We start from the raw sequence: 18,288 nt of genomic DNA on the forward strand, positions 1-18,288 counted from the left end.
GATTCGTTACCACTTTTCGAAAAATCAATTTTACGACTGGAGTCCAACTGTCACTCGGTGTCGAAATGATCTTTGACCTGCGTCTAACTACTCGTTTGTAAGTTTGGTGCGAATAAAACCGTTGGTTTGTTCAGTTGGACAAAGCGGACGAGTCGGAACCTGGCAAATCTGCTGTTTTTTACCAGTTAATTACCGAGTTTCGGTTTTGTTTTGCAATTTGAATCAATTGTTTGTGTTGCTACGAAATGGATCGGTTGTTGTTCCCACAAGATCGGCGACCGACTCGAGGACGATGGTCGGGCGGTAGGGATAGAGCTCTACCGACGCGCGGGTCGAGATCCCGGTCATCACCAGAATCGTCTGCAGTCCGGCTTCGAGGCCACAGACGATGTCGGTGTCCATGCGGTCGCCGATCATCAACGTATTGGCGGAATGAGCGCCGATGGACCGCAGGGCTGAGCGCATCATCAAGGCGTTGGGCTTGCCGACGTAGTAGGGATCGCGTCCGGTCGCCTTGGTGATGAGAGCGGCGACCGAGCCGGTGGCCGGCAGCGAGCCGTCTCGCGACGGTCCAGTGGCGTCCGGGTTGGTGGCGATGAACCGCGATCCACGCTCGACCAGGCGAATGGCGGTGGTGATTGCCTCGAAGGAGTACGTTCGCGTCTCGCCGAGGACGACGTAGTCGGGGTCGCTGTCCGTCAGGACGTAACCGATGTCGTGCAGGGCAGTGGTCAGGCCCGATTCGCCGACCACGTAGGCGCTGCCGCCCGGCCGCTGGTTGGCCAGGAACGTCGCGGTTGCGAGCGCTGACGTCCAGATCGACTTCTCCGGGATGTCGAGTCCCGAATTGAGCAGGCGTGCTCGCAGGTCACGCGGGGTGCGGATGGAGTTGTTGGTGAGCACCATGTACGGGATGTCGTTCGACGCCAGCTCTGCCAGGAACGTGTCCGCTCCAGGTATCAAGTGCTCCTCGTGGACGAGAACCCCGTCCATGTCCATGAGGTAGGTCCAACCGGTCTGATCTTCTGTACTGGTCATTACTCCAGTATGTGCGGGTGGCGCCCGATGTGGGCGGTCAAGCGAGAAGGCGCCACAGTCCGATCAGGCCGACGACGACAATCGTGTAGCGCAGTGCAGTGGGGGACAGGCGCCGTCCGTAGCGGGCACCGAGAACGCCACCACCGAGTGAGCCGACGGCGATCAAACCGGCTGCTGCCCAATTGATCTGATCGAATGCCAGAGTGATGTACATCCCTGCTGCAACGATGTTGACGAGCAGCGACAGCAGGTTCTTCGCGCCGTTCATGCGCTGGAGGGTTTCCGGGAGGATGGCACCCATCACACCGATGAGAAGGATGCCCTGCGCGGCAGTGAAGTACCCGCCGTAGATGCCGACTGCAAAAGTGCCGGCGGTCAGGAGCATCAGCCTCTTGGTGGACAGCGTCGTTTCTTCGGTGGAACGCTTCTTGGCCCACGCCTGGATGCGTGGTTGGAGGAGGACGAGCGCGAGAGCGAGGACCAGCAGCACCGGAACGATGGTCTCGAACAGTTTCTCGGGTAGATGCATGAGCAACCACGAACCGAGTAGTGCCCCGGCGAGTGACGCCGGAATCTGCCACCTCAGTCGATCCCACTGTCCGGACAGCTCACGTCGGTAGCCCCAGGTACCCGAAACTCCGCCGGCGACGAGCCCGACCGCGTTGGACATGGTTGCGGTCACGGGCGGCATGCCGAAGGCGACCAGCGTCGGGAACGTGATCAGCGTTCCACTGCCGACCACGGCGTTGATCGCGCCCGCGCCGATACCGGCCAACAAGATGAAGAAAGCGTCGAGTCCACTCACTCCGCAGACGGTACGGCAGAGGAAAAGTCAGTCCGGACGGCGGTCCCGGTCTTCATTCGAACGCTCCATTCAACACGCCGAACGCGGCTGCGGACACCGTTGGAATCAATGCGATTTCAACATCGTGGGCCCTTCATTTCCCTTGCAGTGCAGGGAAATACAACATTTGACGACTCGACATTTCGCGTCTAGTCTTTGCTCACCATCCAGAGCGACCGAGAGACCTGGCTCGTCGACGTCGCAGCAACCCCCCGAGTGATCGGGAGCGGGTGCTACCGCCAGGACCGATGGAAGGCATCACATGGGTACCACTTCGCACGCTGCGCACAAGCGACGTCACATCGATCTGTGCCGCACCGCTTCGTGTCACTGTCGCTGACCGAACTCTCGTCGTCTTCGCAACTCGAGCTCACCAACTCGAGGACACAGCTGCGTTCCCATTTCCCCGAAAGGTCTATTCGTGATGTCCACTCCGTCAGGTAGCGCGCCGTGAGCGCGCCCACCGATGTCCGCCCCGAAAAGTCGGTGTCCGAGTCGCAACTACCCGACTCGGAGCTTGTCGTCGCTCGCACCTGGCACCCGCTGCGCTGGGTGATCAGTGCGGTCGTGCTGGTCCTGCTTGCTCAGTTCATCCACGGACTCGTCGTCAACCCCGGCTGGGACTGGCCGACGTTCGCGCAGTACTTCACCGCGAAATCAGTGCTCGCCGCGTTGTGGATGACGATCAAACTGACCCTGTGGGGGACGATCCTCGGTTTCGGTCTCGGTGTCTTCCTGGCGCTCGGTCGGTTGTCGAAGAATCCGGTCCTGCAGGTGATCGCCTGGACCTACATCTGGGCCTTCCGCTCGATTCCACTCATCGTGCAGCTGCTCTTCTGGTTCAACATCACTTACCTGTACCAGACACTTTCTCTCGGAATACCTTTCGGGCCTGAGTACTTCACCTTCCAGGTCAGCGGTGTGATCGGCGGATTCACCGCAGCAGTCATCGGTTTGGCGCTGCACCAGGCTGCATACTCGGCCGAGATCATTCGCTCCGGAATCATCTCGGTGGATCACGGTCAGATCGAAGCTGCTCACTCGCTCGGCATTCCGCGCAGTCGCCAGTTCTTCAAGATCGTTCTCCCGCAGGCAATGCGGGCGATCCTCCCCAACGCCGCCAACGAGGTCATCGGACTCTTCAAGGGAACGTCGATCGTCTCCACCATGGCAATCGCCGAACTGTTCTACCAGGTGCAGGTCATCTTCGGCCGCAACGGACGAGTCGTGCCCCTGCTGATGGTCGCCACGATCTGGTACATCATCCTCACGACGTTGCTCTCGATCGGTCAGTACTACGTGGAGCGCCACTATGCACGAGGATCCGCCCGTGCTCTTCCGTTGACTCCGGTACAGAAGGCGCGCAAGAAGTTCGAAGAGATTCGCGATGCGCGTCTCGATATTCCGAGAGGTGCGACCCGATGACCGCAGAACTGGCCGAAGATACGGTGTACGCCGTCGAAGCACGCGGAATTCACAAGTCCTTCGGCACGCTGGAAGTACTTGCCGGCGTTGATCTCCTGGTCCGCAAGGGCGAAGTGACCGTCATTCTCGGTCCGTCGGGTTCCGGTAAGTCCACCTTGCTGCGCACCCTCAATCACCTCGAGAAGGTCGACCGCGGGACCGTACGGATCGACGGAGAGCTGATCGGATACCGGCGCAAGGGAAATCGACTCCACGAACTGCGTGACCGCGAGATCCTGAAACAGCGTTCGCACATCGGATTCGTGTTCCAGAACTTCAACCTGTTTCCGCACCTGACCGCGTTGGAAAACGTGGTGGAAGCGCCGCTCTCGGCCCAGAAGCGTGATCGTGACGAGGTGTACCGCGAGGCCCACGCACTGCTCGAGCGAGTGGGGGTGGGCGACAAGGCAGACGAGTATCCGCGCCAACTCTCCGGTGGCCAGCAACAGCGCGTCGCGATAGCGCGAGCGCTGGCACTGCGGCCGGCGGTCATTCTCTTCGACGAGCCGACGTCGGCGCTCGACCCGGAACTGGTGGGCGAGGTTCTCGAAGTCCTGGCTCAGCTGGCCCGTGACGGCGCCACCTTGGTGATCGTCACACACGAGGTCGGATTTGCTCGGGAAGTGGCGGACACTGCGGTCTTCATGGACGGCGGCGTCATCGTCGAACAGGGCCCGCCTTCGCAGGTGATCGACAATCCGGTCCACGAACGGACCAAAGCCTTTCTCTCCCGCGTCCTCTGACGCGACCCAGACTCATTCCCGGAAGGAAAAATTGATGTTCTCCACATCCCGTCGCGCGACTTTTCTGATCTCGGCGCTTGCCACCGTCGGATTGCTCAGCGCTGCATGCAGCAGCGCGGACGCCGAGTCCGACGGCGCCCAGGTCACCGCTGCTGCGGGTTACAACCTCACGGCCGATCAGAACCGCATCACCACCGACAAGGTGGATTCAATCGCCGCCGAGCTACCTCAGGACATCCGCGATCGTGGCACGCTGCGCGTCACCGGTAGTGCCGGTTCCGCTCCGCCGCTCCGTTTCTACGCCGACGACGACACCACCCTCATCGGTTCCGAGACCGACTTCGCCTATCTGATCGGTGACGTTCTCGGCTTGAAGGTCGACCTGCAGACAGCAGATTGGGCACAGAACTTCGTCCGGATCGACTCCGGTGAGGCCGACGCCTTCCTCTCCAATGTGACTGTCACAGAGGAGCGTAAGGAGAAGTACGACTTCGCGACCTACCGTCTCGACACCCTCGCCTTCGAAGCCAAGAAGGGTGCCGGAATCTCCATCAAGGAACCCAAGGACGTCGCGGGCAAGAAGATCGCCGTCTCCTCGGGCACCAATCAGGAAGCGCTGCTGGTCAAGTGGAGTGAGCAGAACGTCGCGGCCGGCCTGGCGCCTACCGACATCTCTTACTACCAGAACACCACCGACTACTACCTCCCGCTGCAGTCCGGCCGGATCGACGCCTACTTCGGCCCGAACCCGTCGTCGCAGTTCCACGCCAAGCAGTCGGGGGAGACCGAGGTTGTCGGTGAGTTCTCCGGGGCCGGCGACACCCTGCAGGGGCAGATCGCGGTGCTGGTGAAGAAGGACAACGGCCTGATCAAGGCGATCAACGACGCGATCAACCACACGATCGAGAACGGCACGTACCAGCAGATCCTCGAGCGCTGGAACATCACCAGCGAAGCCGTCGACACGTCCCTGATCAACCCGCCCGGCCTTCCGAAGACCAAGTGAGCTCTCGTCCATGAGTGAGATTCTCGATGTGATCGTCATCGGCGGAGGACTCGTCGGGTCCTCCGCCGCATGGCGGCTCGCGGCACGCGGACGTAGCGTAGTTCAGCTGGAACAGTTCGGGCCGAGTCACAAGCACGGTGCGTCGCACGGTACTTCGCGTATCTACCGGCAGGCGTACGACAATCACCTGTACACAGGTTTGGCGGCCGGCGCGCTGCCGCTGTGGCGGGAGTTGGAGACCACGACGGACATCGGGTTCCTGGAACTCACCGGTGCCGTCGATCACGGCCTGCCGCAGGCAGTGCAGTCCAAGGCGAAGATACTTCGCGAGGCGGGCATCAAGGGTGAGATCCTCACTCCTGCCGAGGCGTCCGCCCGTTGGCCGGGGCTGCGATTCGACACCACGGTGCTCCATCACCCCGACGCAGGCCGGTTGCACGCGGACCGCGCCGTGACCGCTCTGAAGGCGGGAGCGGTGTTTGCCGGTGCCGAGGTCCGTCACGATGTTCGGGTGTTGGCACTCGCGCGAGCGTCCTACGGCGTGGACGTGGTGACGGACAGTGGAACGCTCGCAGCTCGTCAGGTCGTGATCGCGGCCGGTGCGTGGACTGCGGACCTGATCGCAGACAGCGGTCTCGGCTCCGAGATCGTATTGCCGACACTGCGCACGACACAGGAACAACCAGCACACTTCGCACCGCTCGATCCCGGAGTCGAGTGGCCGAGTTTCGTTCACCACACCGGCGCAGAATTGGAGACCGCGGGGATCTACGGGCTCGGTTCCGAGGACGGGATCAAGATCGGCGAACACGCGACCGGGCCGGTGGTGACTCCGCAGACCCGTGACTACACCCCTGACGTCGACGGAGAGCGGCGATTGGCCCAGTACGCCGAGTCGTGGTTGCCCGGCGTCGATTCCACCCGTGTCGAGTCGATCACGTGCCTGTACACGAGCACGCCGGACAGTAACTTCGTCATCGACCGAGTCGGCGCCGTCACGGTGGCGGCGGGATTCTCGGGGCACGGGTTCAAGTTCGGTCCGGCCTTGGGTGAACTTGTGGCGGACCTCGTCGACGGAACCACCCTCGCTCCGGAAGTTTTCAGGCTGGGGGAGCGTTGACCAGATTCATGGAGGAAAGTGTTGTGGCACTGGAGCTCGGAACTCGACAGCTCGAGGGTGTCGGAGCGGTAGAGGTCTATTCGGTATCGCAGGACGATCCCTTGGCAGCTCCACTGATCGCGGAGTTGGCACTCGAATACAGTTCGCGTTACGGCGGGACTCGCGAAGCGATGCTCGATGATCTCACGACGTATCCGGCAGAAGAATTTGCCTACCCGCAGGGTGCGCTTCTGGTGCTCACCCACGACGGTCTGCCGATCGCCGGTGGTGCGTTTCGTCAATTCGATTCCACCACTGCCGAACTGAAGAGAATCTGGACGTCGGTCGACTATCGGAAGCGTGGCCTCGGCAAGGCCGTCGTTCGCGAGTTGGAACGAGAGATCGAACTTCGTGGATACAACCGTGTGTTTCTCACGACGGGTCCTCGGCAGCCGGAGGCCGTCGCGCTGTATCTGTCCAGTGGATACACACCGCTTTACGACGCTTCACTCTCGCCCGAAGAGGTGGGCGTCCACCCGTTCGAGAAACAACTTCGGGTGCTCGAAAATGTGACTCGAGCAGCAATTCCTACCGACCGGGTTGACAACACCCGGGTTTGACCTCGTACACTTGCGAACGACCATCCAGAGCGACCGAGAGACCTGGCTCATTGAAGTCGCAGCAACCCCCCGAGTGATCGGGTGCGGGTGCTACCGCCAGGACCGATGGAGGAACACGAAATGAAGGCAGTCGAAGGCGGTTTCGATACCGCCTGGTCGCGTCGTCACGTAGACCTGTGCCGCACCGCGGGATCTTTCTGTACCAACTGACCTCTCGGTCAGTCATTCACACTCAGGCGAGTCGTCGACAAGTCTGTTTTCTCTTCTCACACAAGTGATTCGTGCTCGATCGCCTTTTTCGTCTCAGGCGACGGGTGCGCTCTTCGGCATGCCTCTTTAGGAGTTCTTGGTGTCTTCGCCCTCATTCGGTGCCCGCAAACGCGCGACCGTAATCGCCGGTATCGGTGCTGTCTCGGTTCTCGGCACCGTCCTCGCCGGCTGCAGCAGCGGGAGTGACAGTGCTGCCGACGCAGGCCCCGCCCAGTCCGGCGGAACCCTTCGCTACGGTCTGTCGCAGGCGCCGACGTGCGCCGATCCGGCCCAGGCCGGCAGTAACCAGACCGTGTATGTCACTCGGACAGTGGTGGATTCGCTTACCGATCAAAATCCCGACACCGGAGAGATCACCCCGTGGCTCGCCAAGAGTTGGGAGATCAGCCCCGACGCCGCTAGCTTCACGTTCGTCCTTCGCGACGACGCCACCTTCAGTGACGGCACACCGGTGACGGCGGATTCGGTGAAGAAGACCTTCGACTCGGTCAAGAACCTGGGACCGAACGCGTCGTTGGCGAAGAGTTACCTGTCCTCGTACACCGGTACCGACGTCGTAGATGCTCACACGGCGAAGATCAATTTCTCCGGACCCAATGTTCAGTTCCTGCAAGCAACTTCGACGCCACAGCTTGGAATCCTCGCCGATTCCACCACCGCGCTGGCATCCGAGCAGCGCTGCCCCGGTGCAGCGGTGATCGCCTCCGGACCGTTCGTGTACACCGACTGGCAGCAGGACAAGAGCGTCAAGATCGCCAAGCGTGCGGGATACAACTGGGCCTCGGATGCGGTCGCGCATCAGGGCGAGGCGTACCTCGATGGCGTCGACTTCACGGTGGTTCCCGAATCCGGTGTGCGGGCGGGCAGCGTGGCCTCCGGCCAGCTCGATGCGGTCAGCGATGCGCTTCCGCAGGATGCGCCGCAAATCGAGGGCGCGGGTGGACGAATCCTCACAAGGCCGAACCCGGGTGTGAGCTTCTTCTTCCAGCCCAACGTCAGTCGCGGCGTTCTCGCTGATCAGGCTGTTCGTCAGGCCATCATTCCCGCGATCAACCGCCAAGAACTCGTCGACACCGTTCTGGATCCGTCGTTCTTCCCGGCCACGAGCCCGCTGGCTCACACCACTCCGCTCTACAGCGACGAATCCAGTGTCGTGACGTACGACGCCGACAAGTCGGCGAAACTCCTCGACGCGGCTGGTTGGAAGACCGGCAGCGACGGTATCCGCGAGAAGGACGGGCAGAAGCTCACTTTCAGCGTCACCTTCAGTCCGGTGTTCTCGGGTAACCAGGCCATCCTCGAGCTCGTGCAGCAGCAGCTCAAGAAGGTCGGCGTCGATCTGCAGCTCAACCTGGTCTCGAACGGTGAATGGACCGAGAAGGGAGTATCGGGTGATTACGATTCGCTGTATTACAACAGCACTCGCGCGGACGCCGACATCTTGCGGGCATCGTTCAGCACCGAAGGCCGCAACCTGAACCGTCGCGGCGCAGATCCGGAGCTCGACAAGGTACTCACAGACCAGCTTGCAGCCACGGACAACGGCCAACGCGGCGAACTGGTATCCACCGCACAGGAATTGATCCTCGACCGTGGACTCTCCATCCCCACCATCGAGCTCTCGCAGGCCATCGGCGCCGGATCGAGTGTGCAGGACCTGAACTTCGAAGCCTCCTCGCGCCTGCAGTTCTACGACGCATGGTTGTCGGGTAAGTAATCATGACTCGATACGTACTCACCCGACTGGGCCAGGCCGCAGTGGTTCTGTGGGCCGCCTTCACCATCTCGTTCGTGATTCTGTTCCTCCTGCCCAGTGATCCCGTCAGCATGGCTGCCGACTCGTCCGGTCAGGGTGTTGCAGTGGATCAGGCTGCGCTCGATCAGCTTCGGGCACGGTACGGCTTGGACCAGTCGGTGTGGGTGCAGTACTGGACATCGCTGACGAATGCTCTTCGCGGCGATTTCGGAACGTCCATCTCCACCGGTCAGTCGGTGACGGATGCCATCTTCTCGGCGCTGCCGAGCACTCTGGTCTTGGCAACCACCGCTTTGGTTCTGGCCGTGTTGTTCGGAGTGGCGATCGCGTTCTTCGCTACCTACACCCGCAGGCGGTGGCTCGCGAACCTGTTGTTCTCGCTGCCGCCGCTGGGTGTGGCAGTGCCCACTTTCTGGGTGGGCCTGATTCTTCTGCAACTCTTCTCGTTCCGTCTGCACATCTTCCCGGCATTCGGAGACAAGGGATTCGCAACGGTGATTCTTCCGGCGATCACCTTGGCGATCCCGACCGGCGCGGTGATCGCGCAGGTGCTCACGACCAGCCTGCAGTCGACGCTACGTTCGCCGCACGTGGAGACTGCGTACGCCAAGGGCGCAAGCCGTTGGCGCGTGCAGACCCGTCACGCGTTGCGACTGGCGAGCATTCCGGCATTCACCATTGCCGGTGTGCTGGTCGGCACGCTGCTGGCGGGCTCGGTGGTTGTGGAAACGGTGTTCTCCCGCGCGGGCGTCGGCCGTCTGACACAGACGTCGGTGATGGCGCAGGACATCCCGGTGGTGCAGGGAGTCGTTGTGTTCGCCTCTCTCGTGTTCGTGCTCGTCAACCTCGCGGTCGACCTCTTCTACCCCTTGATAGATCCACGGATCATCCAGACGAAGAAGAGTCACACCGAAAAGTCGAATACCGAAAGCTCGACCGATCTGGAGCCGGCTCATGTCTGACACATTGATCGAACCCCTACTCCTCGATCCGAGCGTCGAGGCGAAGGCACCTGTTGTTTCGCGCCGAAAGTCCACGGCCATCGGCTGGATCCGAAAGCCCGGCTTGGTGATTCCGGTGTTGATCGTGTTGCTTGCCATCGGCTTTGCCGTCGCACCCGGATTCTTTGCCAGCGGCGATCCGTTGTCCGGTGTCCCGGCGGACAAACTGCAGGGCCCGAGCCTGGCTCACTGGTTCGGAACCGACAATCTCGGTCGTGACCTGTACACACGGTTCGTGCACGGCGCCGCGCTGTCCCTGACCGCAACCTTGGTGGCGGTCGGAATCGCATTGGTGGCGGGATCGATAATCGGTTTGCTCGCGGGCTTTGTCGGTGGCGTCGTCGACGCCGTGCTGATGCGCATCGTCGACGTGCTGCTGTCCATTCCGGCGCTGCTGCTCTCGTTGGCACTGGTGACCGCACTCGGCTTCGGCACCATCAACGTCGCCATTGCTGTCGGCGTCAGTATGGTCGCCAATTTCGCGCGAGTGATGCGTGCCGAAGTGATGCGGGTGCGCGGAGCTCAGTACGTCGAGGCCGCGTTCAGTTCGGGTGTGCAGTGGCTCGGTGTCCTGCGTCGGCACGTGCTTCCCAACTCCTACGCGCCGGTGGTCGCGCTGTCCGCGGTCGAGTTCGGGCAGGCAGTACTGGCGGTGTCGGCTCTGAGCTTCTTGGGATTCGGCGCCGTTCCGCCTACCCCGGAATGGGGATCGCTGGTATCCGAGGGACGTAATTTCCTCGCCAATGCCTGGTGGATGACCACACTTCCCGGTCTCGCGATTGTCGCCGTGGTCATCTCGGCACACCGTATCGGCCACGAGATCGAAAGGAATAACCGGCGATGAGCACGACCGAGGAACAGTTGCTTTCCGTCACCGACTTACAGATCGCCTACGGCGCCGAGCCCGCGGTATCCGGCGTGAGCTTCACCGTCGGTCGGGGCGAAGTAGTTGCGGTGGTCGGGGAATCGGGTTCCGGTAAGTCGACCACGGCCCACGCGATATTGGGTCTGCTCGCCGGCAGTGGCCACGTCACCGGCGGGACCGTCGAGTTCGAGGGTGAACAGATCGACTCGTATTCCGACCGTGCGTGGCAGCGAATCCGCGGCGCGCGTATCGGTTTGGTGCCGCAGGATCCGACGACCTCGCTCAACCCGGTGACGAGGATCGGCGACCAGGTTGCAGAAGTCCTCCGGATCCACGGCCTCGCAGACCGTCGCAAAGCCCGGTTGGACGCCGTCGAGGTGCTCGAGCGCGCGGGTATCGACCGGCCGGAAATCCGAGCACGCCAGTACCCGCACGAGCTCTCCGGCGGTATGCGGCAACGCGTTCTGATCGGTATCGCGCTTGTCGCGAACCCGGCCCTCGTAATCGCCGACGAGCCGACCAGTGCTCTGGATGTCACGGTTCAACGGCGCATTCTCGACCATCTCGACGAGCGGATTGCCGAATCCGGTGCCGCCGTGCTCCTGATCACGCACGACCTGGGTGTGGCCGCAGACCGCGCGGACCGGATCCTGGTGATGCAGGGCGGCAGGATCGTCGAATCCGGCCGCACCGCAGATATTCTGGACAACCCGCGAGACGAGTACACGAAGAAACTTCTGAGCTCTGCGCCGAGCCTGTCCTCGGGACCAGTCGTTCGCCCGGTCCGCCAGGACACCAGCCCGCTGCTGACCCTGACGGGAATCACCAAGCACTTCAACGTCGGACGCGGGAGTTCGATCACCGCGGTGAACGAAGTGTCGCTGACTGTTCCGAGGGGTCAGACGGTGTCGCTGGTGGGGGAGTCGGGCTCCGGCAAGTCGACCACGGCGCGCATCGCCGTGCGGTTGGAGCAGGCGGATGCCGGCACCATCTCCTTCGACGGACACGACATCACGAAGGTCAAGGGCAGCGATCTGCGCGAGCTGCGCCGAAAGATCCAGCTCGTGTACCAGAACCCCTATGCATCACTAGACCCGAAATTGTCGGTCCAGGACATCGTTGCGGAGCCGCTGCGGGCCTTCAAGGTTGGTGGACGCAGCCAGCAGCAGACTCGTGCGGCAGAGTTGCTCGATCAGGTTGCACTTCCCGAGCAGTTTCTGAGCCGCAAACCGGCCGAACTCTCGGGCGGCCAGCGTCAACGGGTGGCGATCGCTCGTGCGCTCGCGTTGAAGCCGGACCTGCTCGTTCTCGACGAACCTGTGTCCGCTCTCGACGTCTCGGTGCAAGCGCAGATTCTGGCGCTACTCGACGAGTTGCAGCGCGAACTGGGCCTGACCTATCTCTTCATCTCCCACGATCTTGCGGTTGTTCGCCAGATCAGCGACGTCGTCGGCGTCATGCAGGCCGGGCGATTGCTCGAAATCGGCACTACCACCGAGATTTTCGACAATCCCCGAAACGAGTACACACGCACACTTCTCGACGCGATCCCCGGGCGGGATCATTCGACACGAAAGGCCGAACATGTCCGAGCGTAGTTCCGGAGCATTCCTGGTCGGCCTCGAATTCGAGGGAACCGGAGCTCATCCGTACTCCTGGCGACGCGAGGATTCGCGCGCCGAAGATCTGTTCACGCCCTCGTACTGGGTGGACCTGGTGACCGCCGCGGATCGGGGTGGGGTGGATCTGGCGTTCCTCCCCGACTCGTTCGGACTGCAATCCGAGGGCCAGCACGCAGTGCGGGGCAGATTGGAGGCGGTTGCAACTGCGGCGCGGCTGAGTGCTGTGACCTCGCGTATCGGCCTGATCCCCACCGCGACAGTCACGCACACCGAGCCGTTCCACATCTCCAAGGCTGTCGCGAGTATCGACTACTCCTCAGCGGGGCGGGCCGGCTGGCAGGTCGCGGTGTCCGACACCGCTGAGCAGGCGTCGTTGTTCGGCCGAAAGGCAGTGCAGGGCCCCGAGTCCGCGTGGGAGGAAGCGTCCGAGGCTGTCGAGGTGGTCAGTCGGCTGTGGGACAGCTGGGAGGACGACGCCGAGATACGGGACGCTGCGAGCGGACGATTCATCGATCGAGACAAGCTGCACTACATCGACTTCGAGGGAAAGAACTTTTCCGTCAAAGGGCCGTCCATCACGCCGCGCTCCCCGCAGGGGCAGCCGCTGATCGCCGTCGACGCGAGCAGGCCGGAGGCACGCGAGCTCGCTGTTGCGCGCGGAGATCTGATTCGGATCTCGGCAACCGACCTCGGCGTGGCCAACGCCACGGCCAAGCTGGTCCACGCGAATGCCGCTGCCCTCGGGCGCAGCGTCAGGGTTCTCCTCGACGTCGACGTGCTTCTCGGCGCTGATCGCGGAGCCGCCGACGACGCTCTGGCCGAACTCGAGGAATGGGCGGGAGCGCCGTACGCCCCGCACTCGCTGTTCTATCGCGGTGACAGTGCCGGCCTGACTGTCCTCCTTCGCGAGATCGGTGGGCTGGCCGGGGTCGACGGTGTTGTCCTGCGTCCCTTGGCTTTGGCTGCCGCAGTGGAGAAGATCGCGGCGGACGTGGTGCCGAATCTCAATCCGCGACCGACTACCGGCCCGACGCTGCGCGAGCGGTTGGGTTTCGAGTTGCCCGTCAATCAGTTCGCGTAGCGCGAGCAGAGAACAGGAACACCGATGACACAGAACAGGATTCGCAAGCAAGTTCATCTGGGCGCTCACTTCCCCGGCGTGAACAACACCACGGTGTGGACCGATCCGGCGTCCAAGAGCCAGATCGAGTTCAGCTCGTTCGAGCATCTCGCCCGCAGTGCCGAACGCGGATTGTTCGACTTCTTCTTCCTCGCAGAGGGTTTGCGCCTACGCGAACATCAGGGCAAAATTCACGACCTCGACGTAGTCGGTCGCCCGGACACCTTCAGCATTCTCAATGCGGTTGCCGGTGTGACAACGCATCTCGGCCTGGCCGGGACGATCAACACCACGTTCAACGAACCGTACGAGTTGGCCAAGCAGTTCTCGACGCTCGATCATCTCTCCGACGGCCGCGCCGCCTGGAACCTGGTCACCTCCTCGGACGCCTTCACCGGCGAGAACTTCCGCCGCGGTGGCTATCTGGAGCATTCCGAGCGGTATGCACGCGCCAACGAGTTGGTCGACGCAGTACGGACGCTGTGGGACAGCTGGAGCATCGATCGTCCGATCGTCGACCGTGAGCGCGGTGTTTTCGCCACCGACCAGCAGGTCGGCCAGTTCCAGCACTCCGGTAAGCAGTTCGACATCGCCGGACGCTTCGAAGTTCCACGGAGTCCGCAGGGGCACCCAGTTCTGTTGCAGGCCGGTGACTCCGACGAAGGACGCGAGTTCGGCGCGGCCAAGGCCGATGCCATCTTCACCGGGCACGGAACGCTCGAAGCAGGCAAGGCGTTCTACGCCGACGTGAAGGGACGCTTGGCCAAGTACGGACGCACGCACGCAGACCTCAAGATTCTCCCCGCCGCCACCTTCGTCCTCGGTGACAACGCCGCGGACGCACAGGAGAAGGCGTATCACATCCGGCGGCAGCAGGTCGGGCCCCAGACTGCCATCGCTTTTCTCGAACAGGTGTGGGGCAGAGATCTTTCCCAGTACGACGCCGACGGCCCGTTGCCGAAGGAAGATCCGTCGGACGACGTCAACATCACCCGCGGACGCGTCCGCCACGTCAAGGATCCGCGAGCGGTCGCAGATCAGTGGCGTGCCAAGGCCGAGGCCGAAAACCTCAGCATCCGTGAACTCATCATCGAAGTGACTGCCCGCCAACAGTTCGTGGGTAGTGCAGCGGAGGTGGCTGCCGAGATCGACACCTACGTCCAGGGCGACGCGAGCGACGGATTCATCCTCGTTCCCCACATCACCCCCGCGGGCCTCGACGAGTTCATCGACACCGTCGTACCGGAACTTCAGGACCGCGGCAGTTTCCGGACCGAGTACTCAGGAACCACCCTGCGCAGCCATCTCGGGCTGCGCCACCCGCACGAGCAGGCTGAAGGAGTCCGCGCATCATGACCGTTACCGACACTTCCACCAGTACCTTCACCGGCGATTGGAATGCCTGGCACGCCTCGCGCGACGCCACCTTCGGCGAACCCCTCGGCTGGCTGAGCCTGACTGCGTTGCATTGGCTGGTGGACACCGATTCCACCTTCGCGGACCTGCCCGGTGCATGGCGCGCCGACGCGAATGCCGTTGTCGTCACCGCGACGCCCGCAGACGACTTGTCGATCGACGGCGTCGCAGTGGAGGGTTCGGCCACTCTGAATCCGATCGAGGGGGCGCCGGGACTGATCGTCAAGCAGGGCGCGCGGTTGGTCGAGGTCATCCGCCGCACCGGCGAGGTGGCTCTGCGGATCCACGATTCGTCGGCCCCGGCATTGGCGCAGTTTAGTGGTATCCCGACCTTCGAGCCTGACCCGCAGTGGCGCATCGAGGGTGTCTTCACAGCTTTCGAGGAGGCTCGCACGGTGACGACGGGCGCGGTCGTCGAGCGCCTCGAGCATCATCACGACGCCCGAGGAACCATCAGCTTCGAACACGACGGTGCAACGCATACGCTGATTGCGTTCGCGGGCAAGGACAACGGCTTTCACATCCTGTTCACCGACGCGACCAGTGGTGTGTCCACCTACCCGGCCGCACGCTCGCTGCACGTGAGCGCACCTGAACCCGGTGGCGCGGTAGTCCTCGATTTCAATCGGGCGTCGAACCTGCCCTGCGCGTTCACCGATTACGCGACGTGCCCGGTGGCCCCCGCCGAGAACCGCCTGGCGTTCGCGGTGGAAGCCGGCGAGAAGACACCGGACACCCGCTCCGAAAGCGGACCGAGGTGAGCGCGCCGCTGTCCGTACTCGACCTCTCGCCGATCAGTGAGGGCGGAACGGCCCGCCAGGCTTTGCGGAACTCGCTGGACCTCGCTCGTTCTGCCGAAGCGTGGGGATACAAGCGTTACTGGGTCGCCGAACACCACTTCGTCGGTGTTGCCTCTTCGTCGCCAGCAGTGCTTGTCGGGCTGATCGCGGCCGCCACCAACACCATTCGCGTCGGCTCGGCCGCCGTGCTGCTGGGCAACAACACGGCGGCTCAGGTGGTCGAGGCCTTCGGTACCGTCGAAGCGTTGTATCCGGGTCGTATCGATCTCGGCATCGGGCGCAGCGGACAGCGTCGGGTGGAGGCACTTCGCGCCGTCGCTGCCGGAACGCCTGCGCCGGCAGAATCGAAGCGAGAGAACGTCGTACGCGACGGCGTCGTGATCCCGGCACCCTTCGATCCAACCGGTCTTCTCACGTCACCGCGGTTGCAGGCGTCGTTCGAGGCATTGGCGTTTCCGGGCGCGCAGGCGCCCGATTTCGAGCAGCAGGTCGACGACATACGCTCGCTCCTGAACGGTACCTACAGAACCCGCGACGGCATCGAATTGCACGCCAGTCCCGGCGAGAATGCCGACGTCGAACTGTGGGTGTTCGGAAGCAGTGCGGGCCCCAGTGCCGAGCTCGCCGGACGACTCGGATTGCCGTTCGGTGCGAATTACCATGTGGCGCCCTCGAGTACGCTCGATGCCGTCGAGGCATACCGTGCAGCATTCCGACCGTCGGCAGTTCTGTCGGAGCCGTATGTCGTCGTCTCCGCGGATGTTGTTGCTGCGGAAGACGATGCGACGGCGAGGGAGTTGGCGTCGACCTTCGCGCACTGGACGCACAGCATTCGCAGCGGGCACGGCGCCATCCCGTACCCCGATCCCGCGACAGCGCTCCCACTTTCCGACGCCGACGAAGCAGTGGTGGAGGATCGGCTGATCACGCAGTTCGTCGGTTCACCGTCTACCGTCGCCGACAGGCTCGACAGTTTGCAGAAGCTCACCGGAGCGGACGAATTGGTGATCACCGGGGTGACCCATCGGCACGAGGATCGTCTGCGCTCGTACGAGCTGCTTGCCAAGGAATGGGGACTGCCCGCACTACTGGCAGCGTGAGTTTGCCTTGGTCCATTAGTGTCGAGTGATGTTTTCACCTCGAGATGCCCTTGCGGTTGCTCTTGACGTAGCGCGTGAGGGCATGGAGCTCGGGGAGATGCCGATCGGCGCAGTCGTGTTCGACGACGACCGTGTGCTCGGGCGGGCGTATACGCAAGAACGGGCACTCGGTCGACGGGTAGTCCATGCGGACCTTCAAGCGCTCTTGCAGGCCGACGAGGCTCTCGGATTCACTCGAGCGTCCGGTGAATTGACATTGGCGGTCAATCTCGAACCATGTCTCATGTGTATGGGTGCCGCGATCACGCTCGGTGTGACCCGGGTGTGGTTCGCTCTCGAATCCCCGAACGACGGTGCGGCGGAACTCGTGCAGCTGTGGGCGCCGCCTGTGGAACTTCCGTTTTTCCGTAAGCCGCGTGAAGTCCTCGGCGGCATCCGCCGTGACGAAGCGCGAAATCTGTTCGCTGAATACGCCACCGGCACTGGCCCCGCCGGGATGCGGGACTGGGCGCGCAGTCTCACCTGACGCCATGGCTTGTAAGGAGGGCCGTGAGGCTCACGCCCCGATAGCGCCCGCGATCATCGGCCACGACGCGCGCATGTCGGCTTCGAAGAGCCCCCAGGTGTGGGTGCCTTCGGGTCGGAAGCTGAACGTCGCGGGAATGCCGAGCTGACCGAATCGCCCCTGCAGGGCAGCGGTGCACATGTTGGTGATGCCTTCGAGGACCGCGCCGGGAACGACGCCGGCGGCCATCGCCAGCGAGTTGATTCCGTCCACCGGGCCGGGGAGGCCGTTGCCGGTCGAGATGAACAGCGCTGTGCCACGCAGTCTCTCGGCGTTGATCAACGGGTCGTGCGCCGCCCACTGCGGGCTACCCCACGGCCCCCACATGTTGGCCGCGTTGCCGCCGCCGAGTATCTCGACCATCGAGCGCACCGCTGCCTGGCCGAGCGGGTCGCCGGCGCGCGGACAGCCGCTGTACGAGCCGACTGCGCGGTAGGTGCCCGGCGACTGGATCGCGAGGTCCAGAACCGGTCCGCCTGCCATCGACACACCACCGAGTGCGTTGACACCGGTCGTGTTGTACCGAGCGTTGACCGCCGCCGGTAGTTCCTTGGTGAGATACGTCTGCCACTTGTTACGGCCCAGCACCGGATCGTCGGCGTTCCAGTCGGTGTACATGCTGAACTTGCCGCCGACCGGCATGACCACATTGACGTGTTTGTCGTCGAAGAAGTCACGAACTCCGGTGTTGTTGAACCACGAGATCCCGTCCTCGCCGCCGCCGACACCGGTCAACAGATAGAAGGTCGGGGCCGGGCCTCCTCCGGCCGGCGAAATCACGTCGTTGGCGATCCAGCGGTCCATCGAGGGGGAGTAGACGTCGATGCGACTGACCACGGAATCCGCACTCGCGGTCGGCGTGCTGAGGCCGAGAAAGCCGGCGGCCATGGCCACCGCCATCGTCAGCCGAACCGTGAAACGACGTGTCTTCATATTTCCCCCCAGGCGCAAGCCGGACA

General features: G+C 63.0%; 19 protein-coding genes and 2 riboswitches. Of the genes, 16 read left to right on the top strand and 3 right to left on the bottom strand.

Annotated elements, in window-relative coordinates; translation table 11 throughout:
* Window positions 1-222 precede the first annotated feature (222 nt).
* A complete protein-coding gene (locus tag ACN50D_RS21080; RefSeq protein WP_003944345.1) occupies window positions 223-1,038 on the bottom strand; it encodes an HAD-IIA family hydrolase in 816 nt (271 codons plus the stop codon).
* 37 nt (window positions 1,039-1,075) lie between these two features.
* Window positions 1,076-1,843, bottom strand: coding sequence for a sulfite exporter TauE/SafE family protein (locus tag ACN50D_RS21085; RefSeq protein ID WP_212633983.1), 768 nt, complete (start codon window positions 1,841-1,843; stop codon window positions 1,076-1,078).
* Between the two features lie 199 nt (window positions 1,844-2,042).
* Window positions 2,043-2,137: riboswitch (SAM riboswitch) on the top strand.
* A 7-nt stretch (window positions 2,138-2,144) separates the two neighbouring features.
* On the opposite strand from ACN50D_RS21085, the gene ACN50D_RS21090 reads away from it, so the two are divergent.
* From ACN50D_RS21090 to ACN50D_RS21165, 16 genes are all read left to right on the top strand, one after another.
* Window positions 2,145-2,222 carry a putative leader peptide gene (locus tag ACN50D_RS21090; protein WP_350318888.1) on the top strand — a complete coding sequence of 26 codons (78 nt, stop codon included), beginning with the start codon at window positions 2,145-2,147 and terminating at the stop codon, window positions 2,220-2,222.
* 110 nt (window positions 2,223-2,332) lie between these two features.
* Window positions 2,333-3,307 (top strand): amino acid ABC transporter permease, encoded by a 975-nt coding sequence (locus tag ACN50D_RS21095; protein WP_212633984.1) that lies wholly within the window; start codon window positions 2,333-2,335, stop codon window positions 3,305-3,307.
* The gene (locus ACN50D_RS21100) at window positions 3,304-4,089 is read left to right on the top strand and encodes an amino acid ABC transporter ATP-binding protein (RefSeq protein ID WP_212633985.1); all 786 of its coding nucleotides are present in this window, start codon (window positions 3,304-3,306) and stop codon (window positions 4,087-4,089) included. Before ACN50D_RS21095 ends, ACN50D_RS21100 begins: the two co-directional genes overlap by 4 nt.
* Before the next feature lie 34 nt (window positions 4,090-4,123).
* Window positions 4,124-5,095, top strand: a complete 972-nt coding sequence (locus ACN50D_RS21105; RefSeq protein WP_007726832.1) for an ABC transporter substrate-binding protein — start codon at window positions 4,124-4,126, stop codon at window positions 5,093-5,095.
* Window positions 5,096-5,105: 10 nt separating this feature from the next.
* Window positions 5,106-6,215, top strand: a complete 1,110-nt coding sequence (locus ACN50D_RS21110; protein ID WP_064443279.1) for an FAD-dependent oxidoreductase — start codon at window positions 5,106-5,108, stop codon at window positions 6,213-6,215.
* 8 nt (window positions 6,216-6,223) lie between these two features.
* Window positions 6,224-6,814 (top strand): GNAT family N-acetyltransferase, encoded by a 591-nt coding sequence (locus tag ACN50D_RS21115; RefSeq protein WP_042925869.1) that lies wholly within the window; start codon window positions 6,224-6,226, stop codon window positions 6,812-6,814.
* Window positions 6,815-6,831: 17 nt separating this feature from the next.
* A riboswitch (SAM riboswitch) is annotated at window positions 6,832-6,926 on the top strand.
* 8 nt (window positions 6,927-6,934) lie between these two features.
* On the top strand, window positions 6,935-7,024 hold the full coding sequence (locus ACN50D_RS21120; protein ID WP_310504006.1) for a putative leader peptide: 90 nt from the start codon (window positions 6,935-6,937) through the stop codon (window positions 7,022-7,024).
* A 139-nt stretch (window positions 7,025-7,163) separates the two neighbouring features.
* Window positions 7,164-8,801: an ABC transporter substrate-binding protein gene (locus tag ACN50D_RS21125; RefSeq protein WP_003944291.1), complete on the top strand. Its 1,638-nt coding sequence runs from the start codon at window positions 7,164-7,166 to the stop codon at window positions 8,799-8,801.
* A 2-nt stretch (window positions 8,802-8,803) separates the two neighbouring features.
* Entirely contained in the window at window positions 8,804-9,802 is a 999-nt protein-coding gene (locus tag ACN50D_RS21130) for an ABC transporter permease (protein ID WP_054186919.1), read from the top strand.
* Window positions 9,795-10,685 (top strand): ABC transporter permease, encoded by an 891-nt coding sequence (locus tag ACN50D_RS21135; protein WP_007726838.1) that lies wholly within the window; start codon window positions 9,795-9,797, stop codon window positions 10,683-10,685. Before ACN50D_RS21130 ends, ACN50D_RS21135 begins: the two co-directional genes overlap by 8 nt.
* Window positions 10,682-12,304, top strand: a complete 1,623-nt coding sequence (locus ACN50D_RS21140; RefSeq protein WP_007726839.1) for a dipeptide ABC transporter ATP-binding protein — start codon at window positions 10,682-10,684, stop codon at window positions 12,302-12,304. The genes ACN50D_RS21135 and ACN50D_RS21140 overlap by 4 nt, the downstream gene beginning before the upstream one ends.
* Window positions 12,291-13,409, top strand: coding sequence for an LLM class flavin-dependent oxidoreductase (locus tag ACN50D_RS21145; RefSeq protein ID WP_007726840.1), 1,119 nt, complete (start codon window positions 12,291-12,293; stop codon window positions 13,407-13,409). Before ACN50D_RS21140 ends, ACN50D_RS21145 begins: the two co-directional genes overlap by 14 nt.
* Window positions 13,410-13,433: 24 nt before the next feature.
* Entirely contained in the window at window positions 13,434-14,804 is a 1,371-nt protein-coding gene (locus ACN50D_RS21150; RefSeq protein ID WP_007726841.1) for an NtaA/DmoA family FMN-dependent monooxygenase, read from the top strand.
* Window positions 14,801-15,625: a DUF1684 domain-containing protein gene (locus ACN50D_RS21155; protein WP_212633986.1), complete on the top strand. Its 825-nt coding sequence runs from the start codon at window positions 14,801-14,803 to the stop codon at window positions 15,623-15,625. The genes ACN50D_RS21150 and ACN50D_RS21155 overlap by 4 nt, the downstream gene beginning before the upstream one ends.
* Window positions 15,622-16,764 (top strand): LLM class flavin-dependent oxidoreductase, encoded by a 1,143-nt coding sequence (locus ACN50D_RS21160; RefSeq protein ID WP_007726843.1) that lies wholly within the window; start codon window positions 15,622-15,624, stop codon window positions 16,762-16,764. Before ACN50D_RS21155 ends, ACN50D_RS21160 begins: the two co-directional genes overlap by 4 nt.
* A gap of 28 nt (window positions 16,765-16,792) precedes the next feature.
* A complete protein-coding gene (locus tag ACN50D_RS21165) occupies window positions 16,793-17,290 on the top strand; it encodes a nucleoside deaminase (protein WP_073513513.1) in 498 nt (165 codons plus the stop codon).
* Between the two features lie 30 nt (window positions 17,291-17,320).
* On the opposite strand, the gene ACN50D_RS21170 is transcribed toward ACN50D_RS21165, so the two are convergent.
* Entirely contained in the window at window positions 17,321-18,262 is a 942-nt protein-coding gene (locus tag ACN50D_RS21170; protein WP_007726845.1) for an alpha/beta hydrolase, read from the bottom strand.
* Window positions 18,263-18,288 lie beyond the last annotated feature (26 nt).

The sequence above is a fragment of the Rhodococcus sp. SB1D genome (assembly GCF_048573875.1).
In the GTDB taxonomy this organism is placed as follows: Bacteria; Actinomycetota; Actinomycetes; order Mycobacteriales; family Mycobacteriaceae; genus Rhodococcus_F; species Rhodococcus_F qingshengii.

Bases quoted from the DNA above. Each gene is read 5' to 3' on its own strand.
- ACN50D_RS21115 (WP_042925869.1), top strand. From the start codon at position 6,224: ATGGAGGAAAGTGTTGTGGCACTGGAGCTCGGAACTCGACAGCTCGAG.
- ACN50D_RS21100 (WP_212633985.1), top strand. From the start codon at position 3,304: ATGACCGCAGAACTGGCCGAAGATACGGTGTACGCCGTCGAAGCACGC.
- ACN50D_RS21135 (WP_007726838.1), top strand. From the start codon at position 9,795: ATGTCTGACACATTGATCGAACCCCTACTCCTCGATCCGAGCGTCGAG.
- ACN50D_RS21150 (WP_007726841.1), top strand. From the start codon at position 13,434: ATGACACAGAACAGGATTCGCAAGCAAGTTCATCTGGGCGCTCACTTC.
- ACN50D_RS21145 (WP_007726840.1), top strand. From the start codon at position 12,291: ATGTCCGAGCGTAGTTCCGGAGCATTCCTGGTCGGCCTCGAATTCGAG.
- ACN50D_RS21140 (WP_007726839.1), top strand. From the start codon at position 10,682: ATGAGCACGACCGAGGAACAGTTGCTTTCCGTCACCGACTTACAGATC.
- ACN50D_RS21080 (WP_003944345.1), bottom strand. From the start codon at position 1,038: ATGACCAGTACAGAAGATCAGACCGGTTGGACCTACCTCATGGACATG.
- ACN50D_RS21165 (WP_073513513.1), top strand. From the start codon at position 16,793: ATGTTTTCACCTCGAGATGCCCTTGCGGTTGCTCTTGACGTAGCGCGT.
- ACN50D_RS21155 (WP_212633986.1), top strand. From the start codon at position 14,801: ATGACCGTTACCGACACTTCCACCAGTACCTTCACCGGCGATTGGAAT.
- ACN50D_RS21170 (WP_007726845.1), bottom strand. From the start codon at position 18,262: ATGAAGACACGTCGTTTCACGGTTCGGCTGACGATGGCGGTGGCCATG.
- ACN50D_RS21130 (WP_054186919.1), top strand. From the start codon at position 8,804: ATGACTCGATACGTACTCACCCGACTGGGCCAGGCCGCAGTGGTTCTG.
- ACN50D_RS21110 (WP_064443279.1), top strand. From the start codon at position 5,106: ATGAGTGAGATTCTCGATGTGATCGTCATCGGCGGAGGACTCGTCGGG.
- ACN50D_RS21105 (WP_007726832.1), top strand. From the start codon at position 4,124: ATGTTCTCCACATCCCGTCGCGCGACTTTTCTGATCTCGGCGCTTGCC.
- ACN50D_RS21120 (WP_310504006.1), top strand. From the start codon at position 6,935: ATGAAGGCAGTCGAAGGCGGTTTCGATACCGCCTGGTCGCGTCGTCAC.
- ACN50D_RS21090 (WP_350318888.1), top strand. From the start codon at position 2,145: ATGGGTACCACTTCGCACGCTGCGCACAAGCGACGTCACATCGATCTG.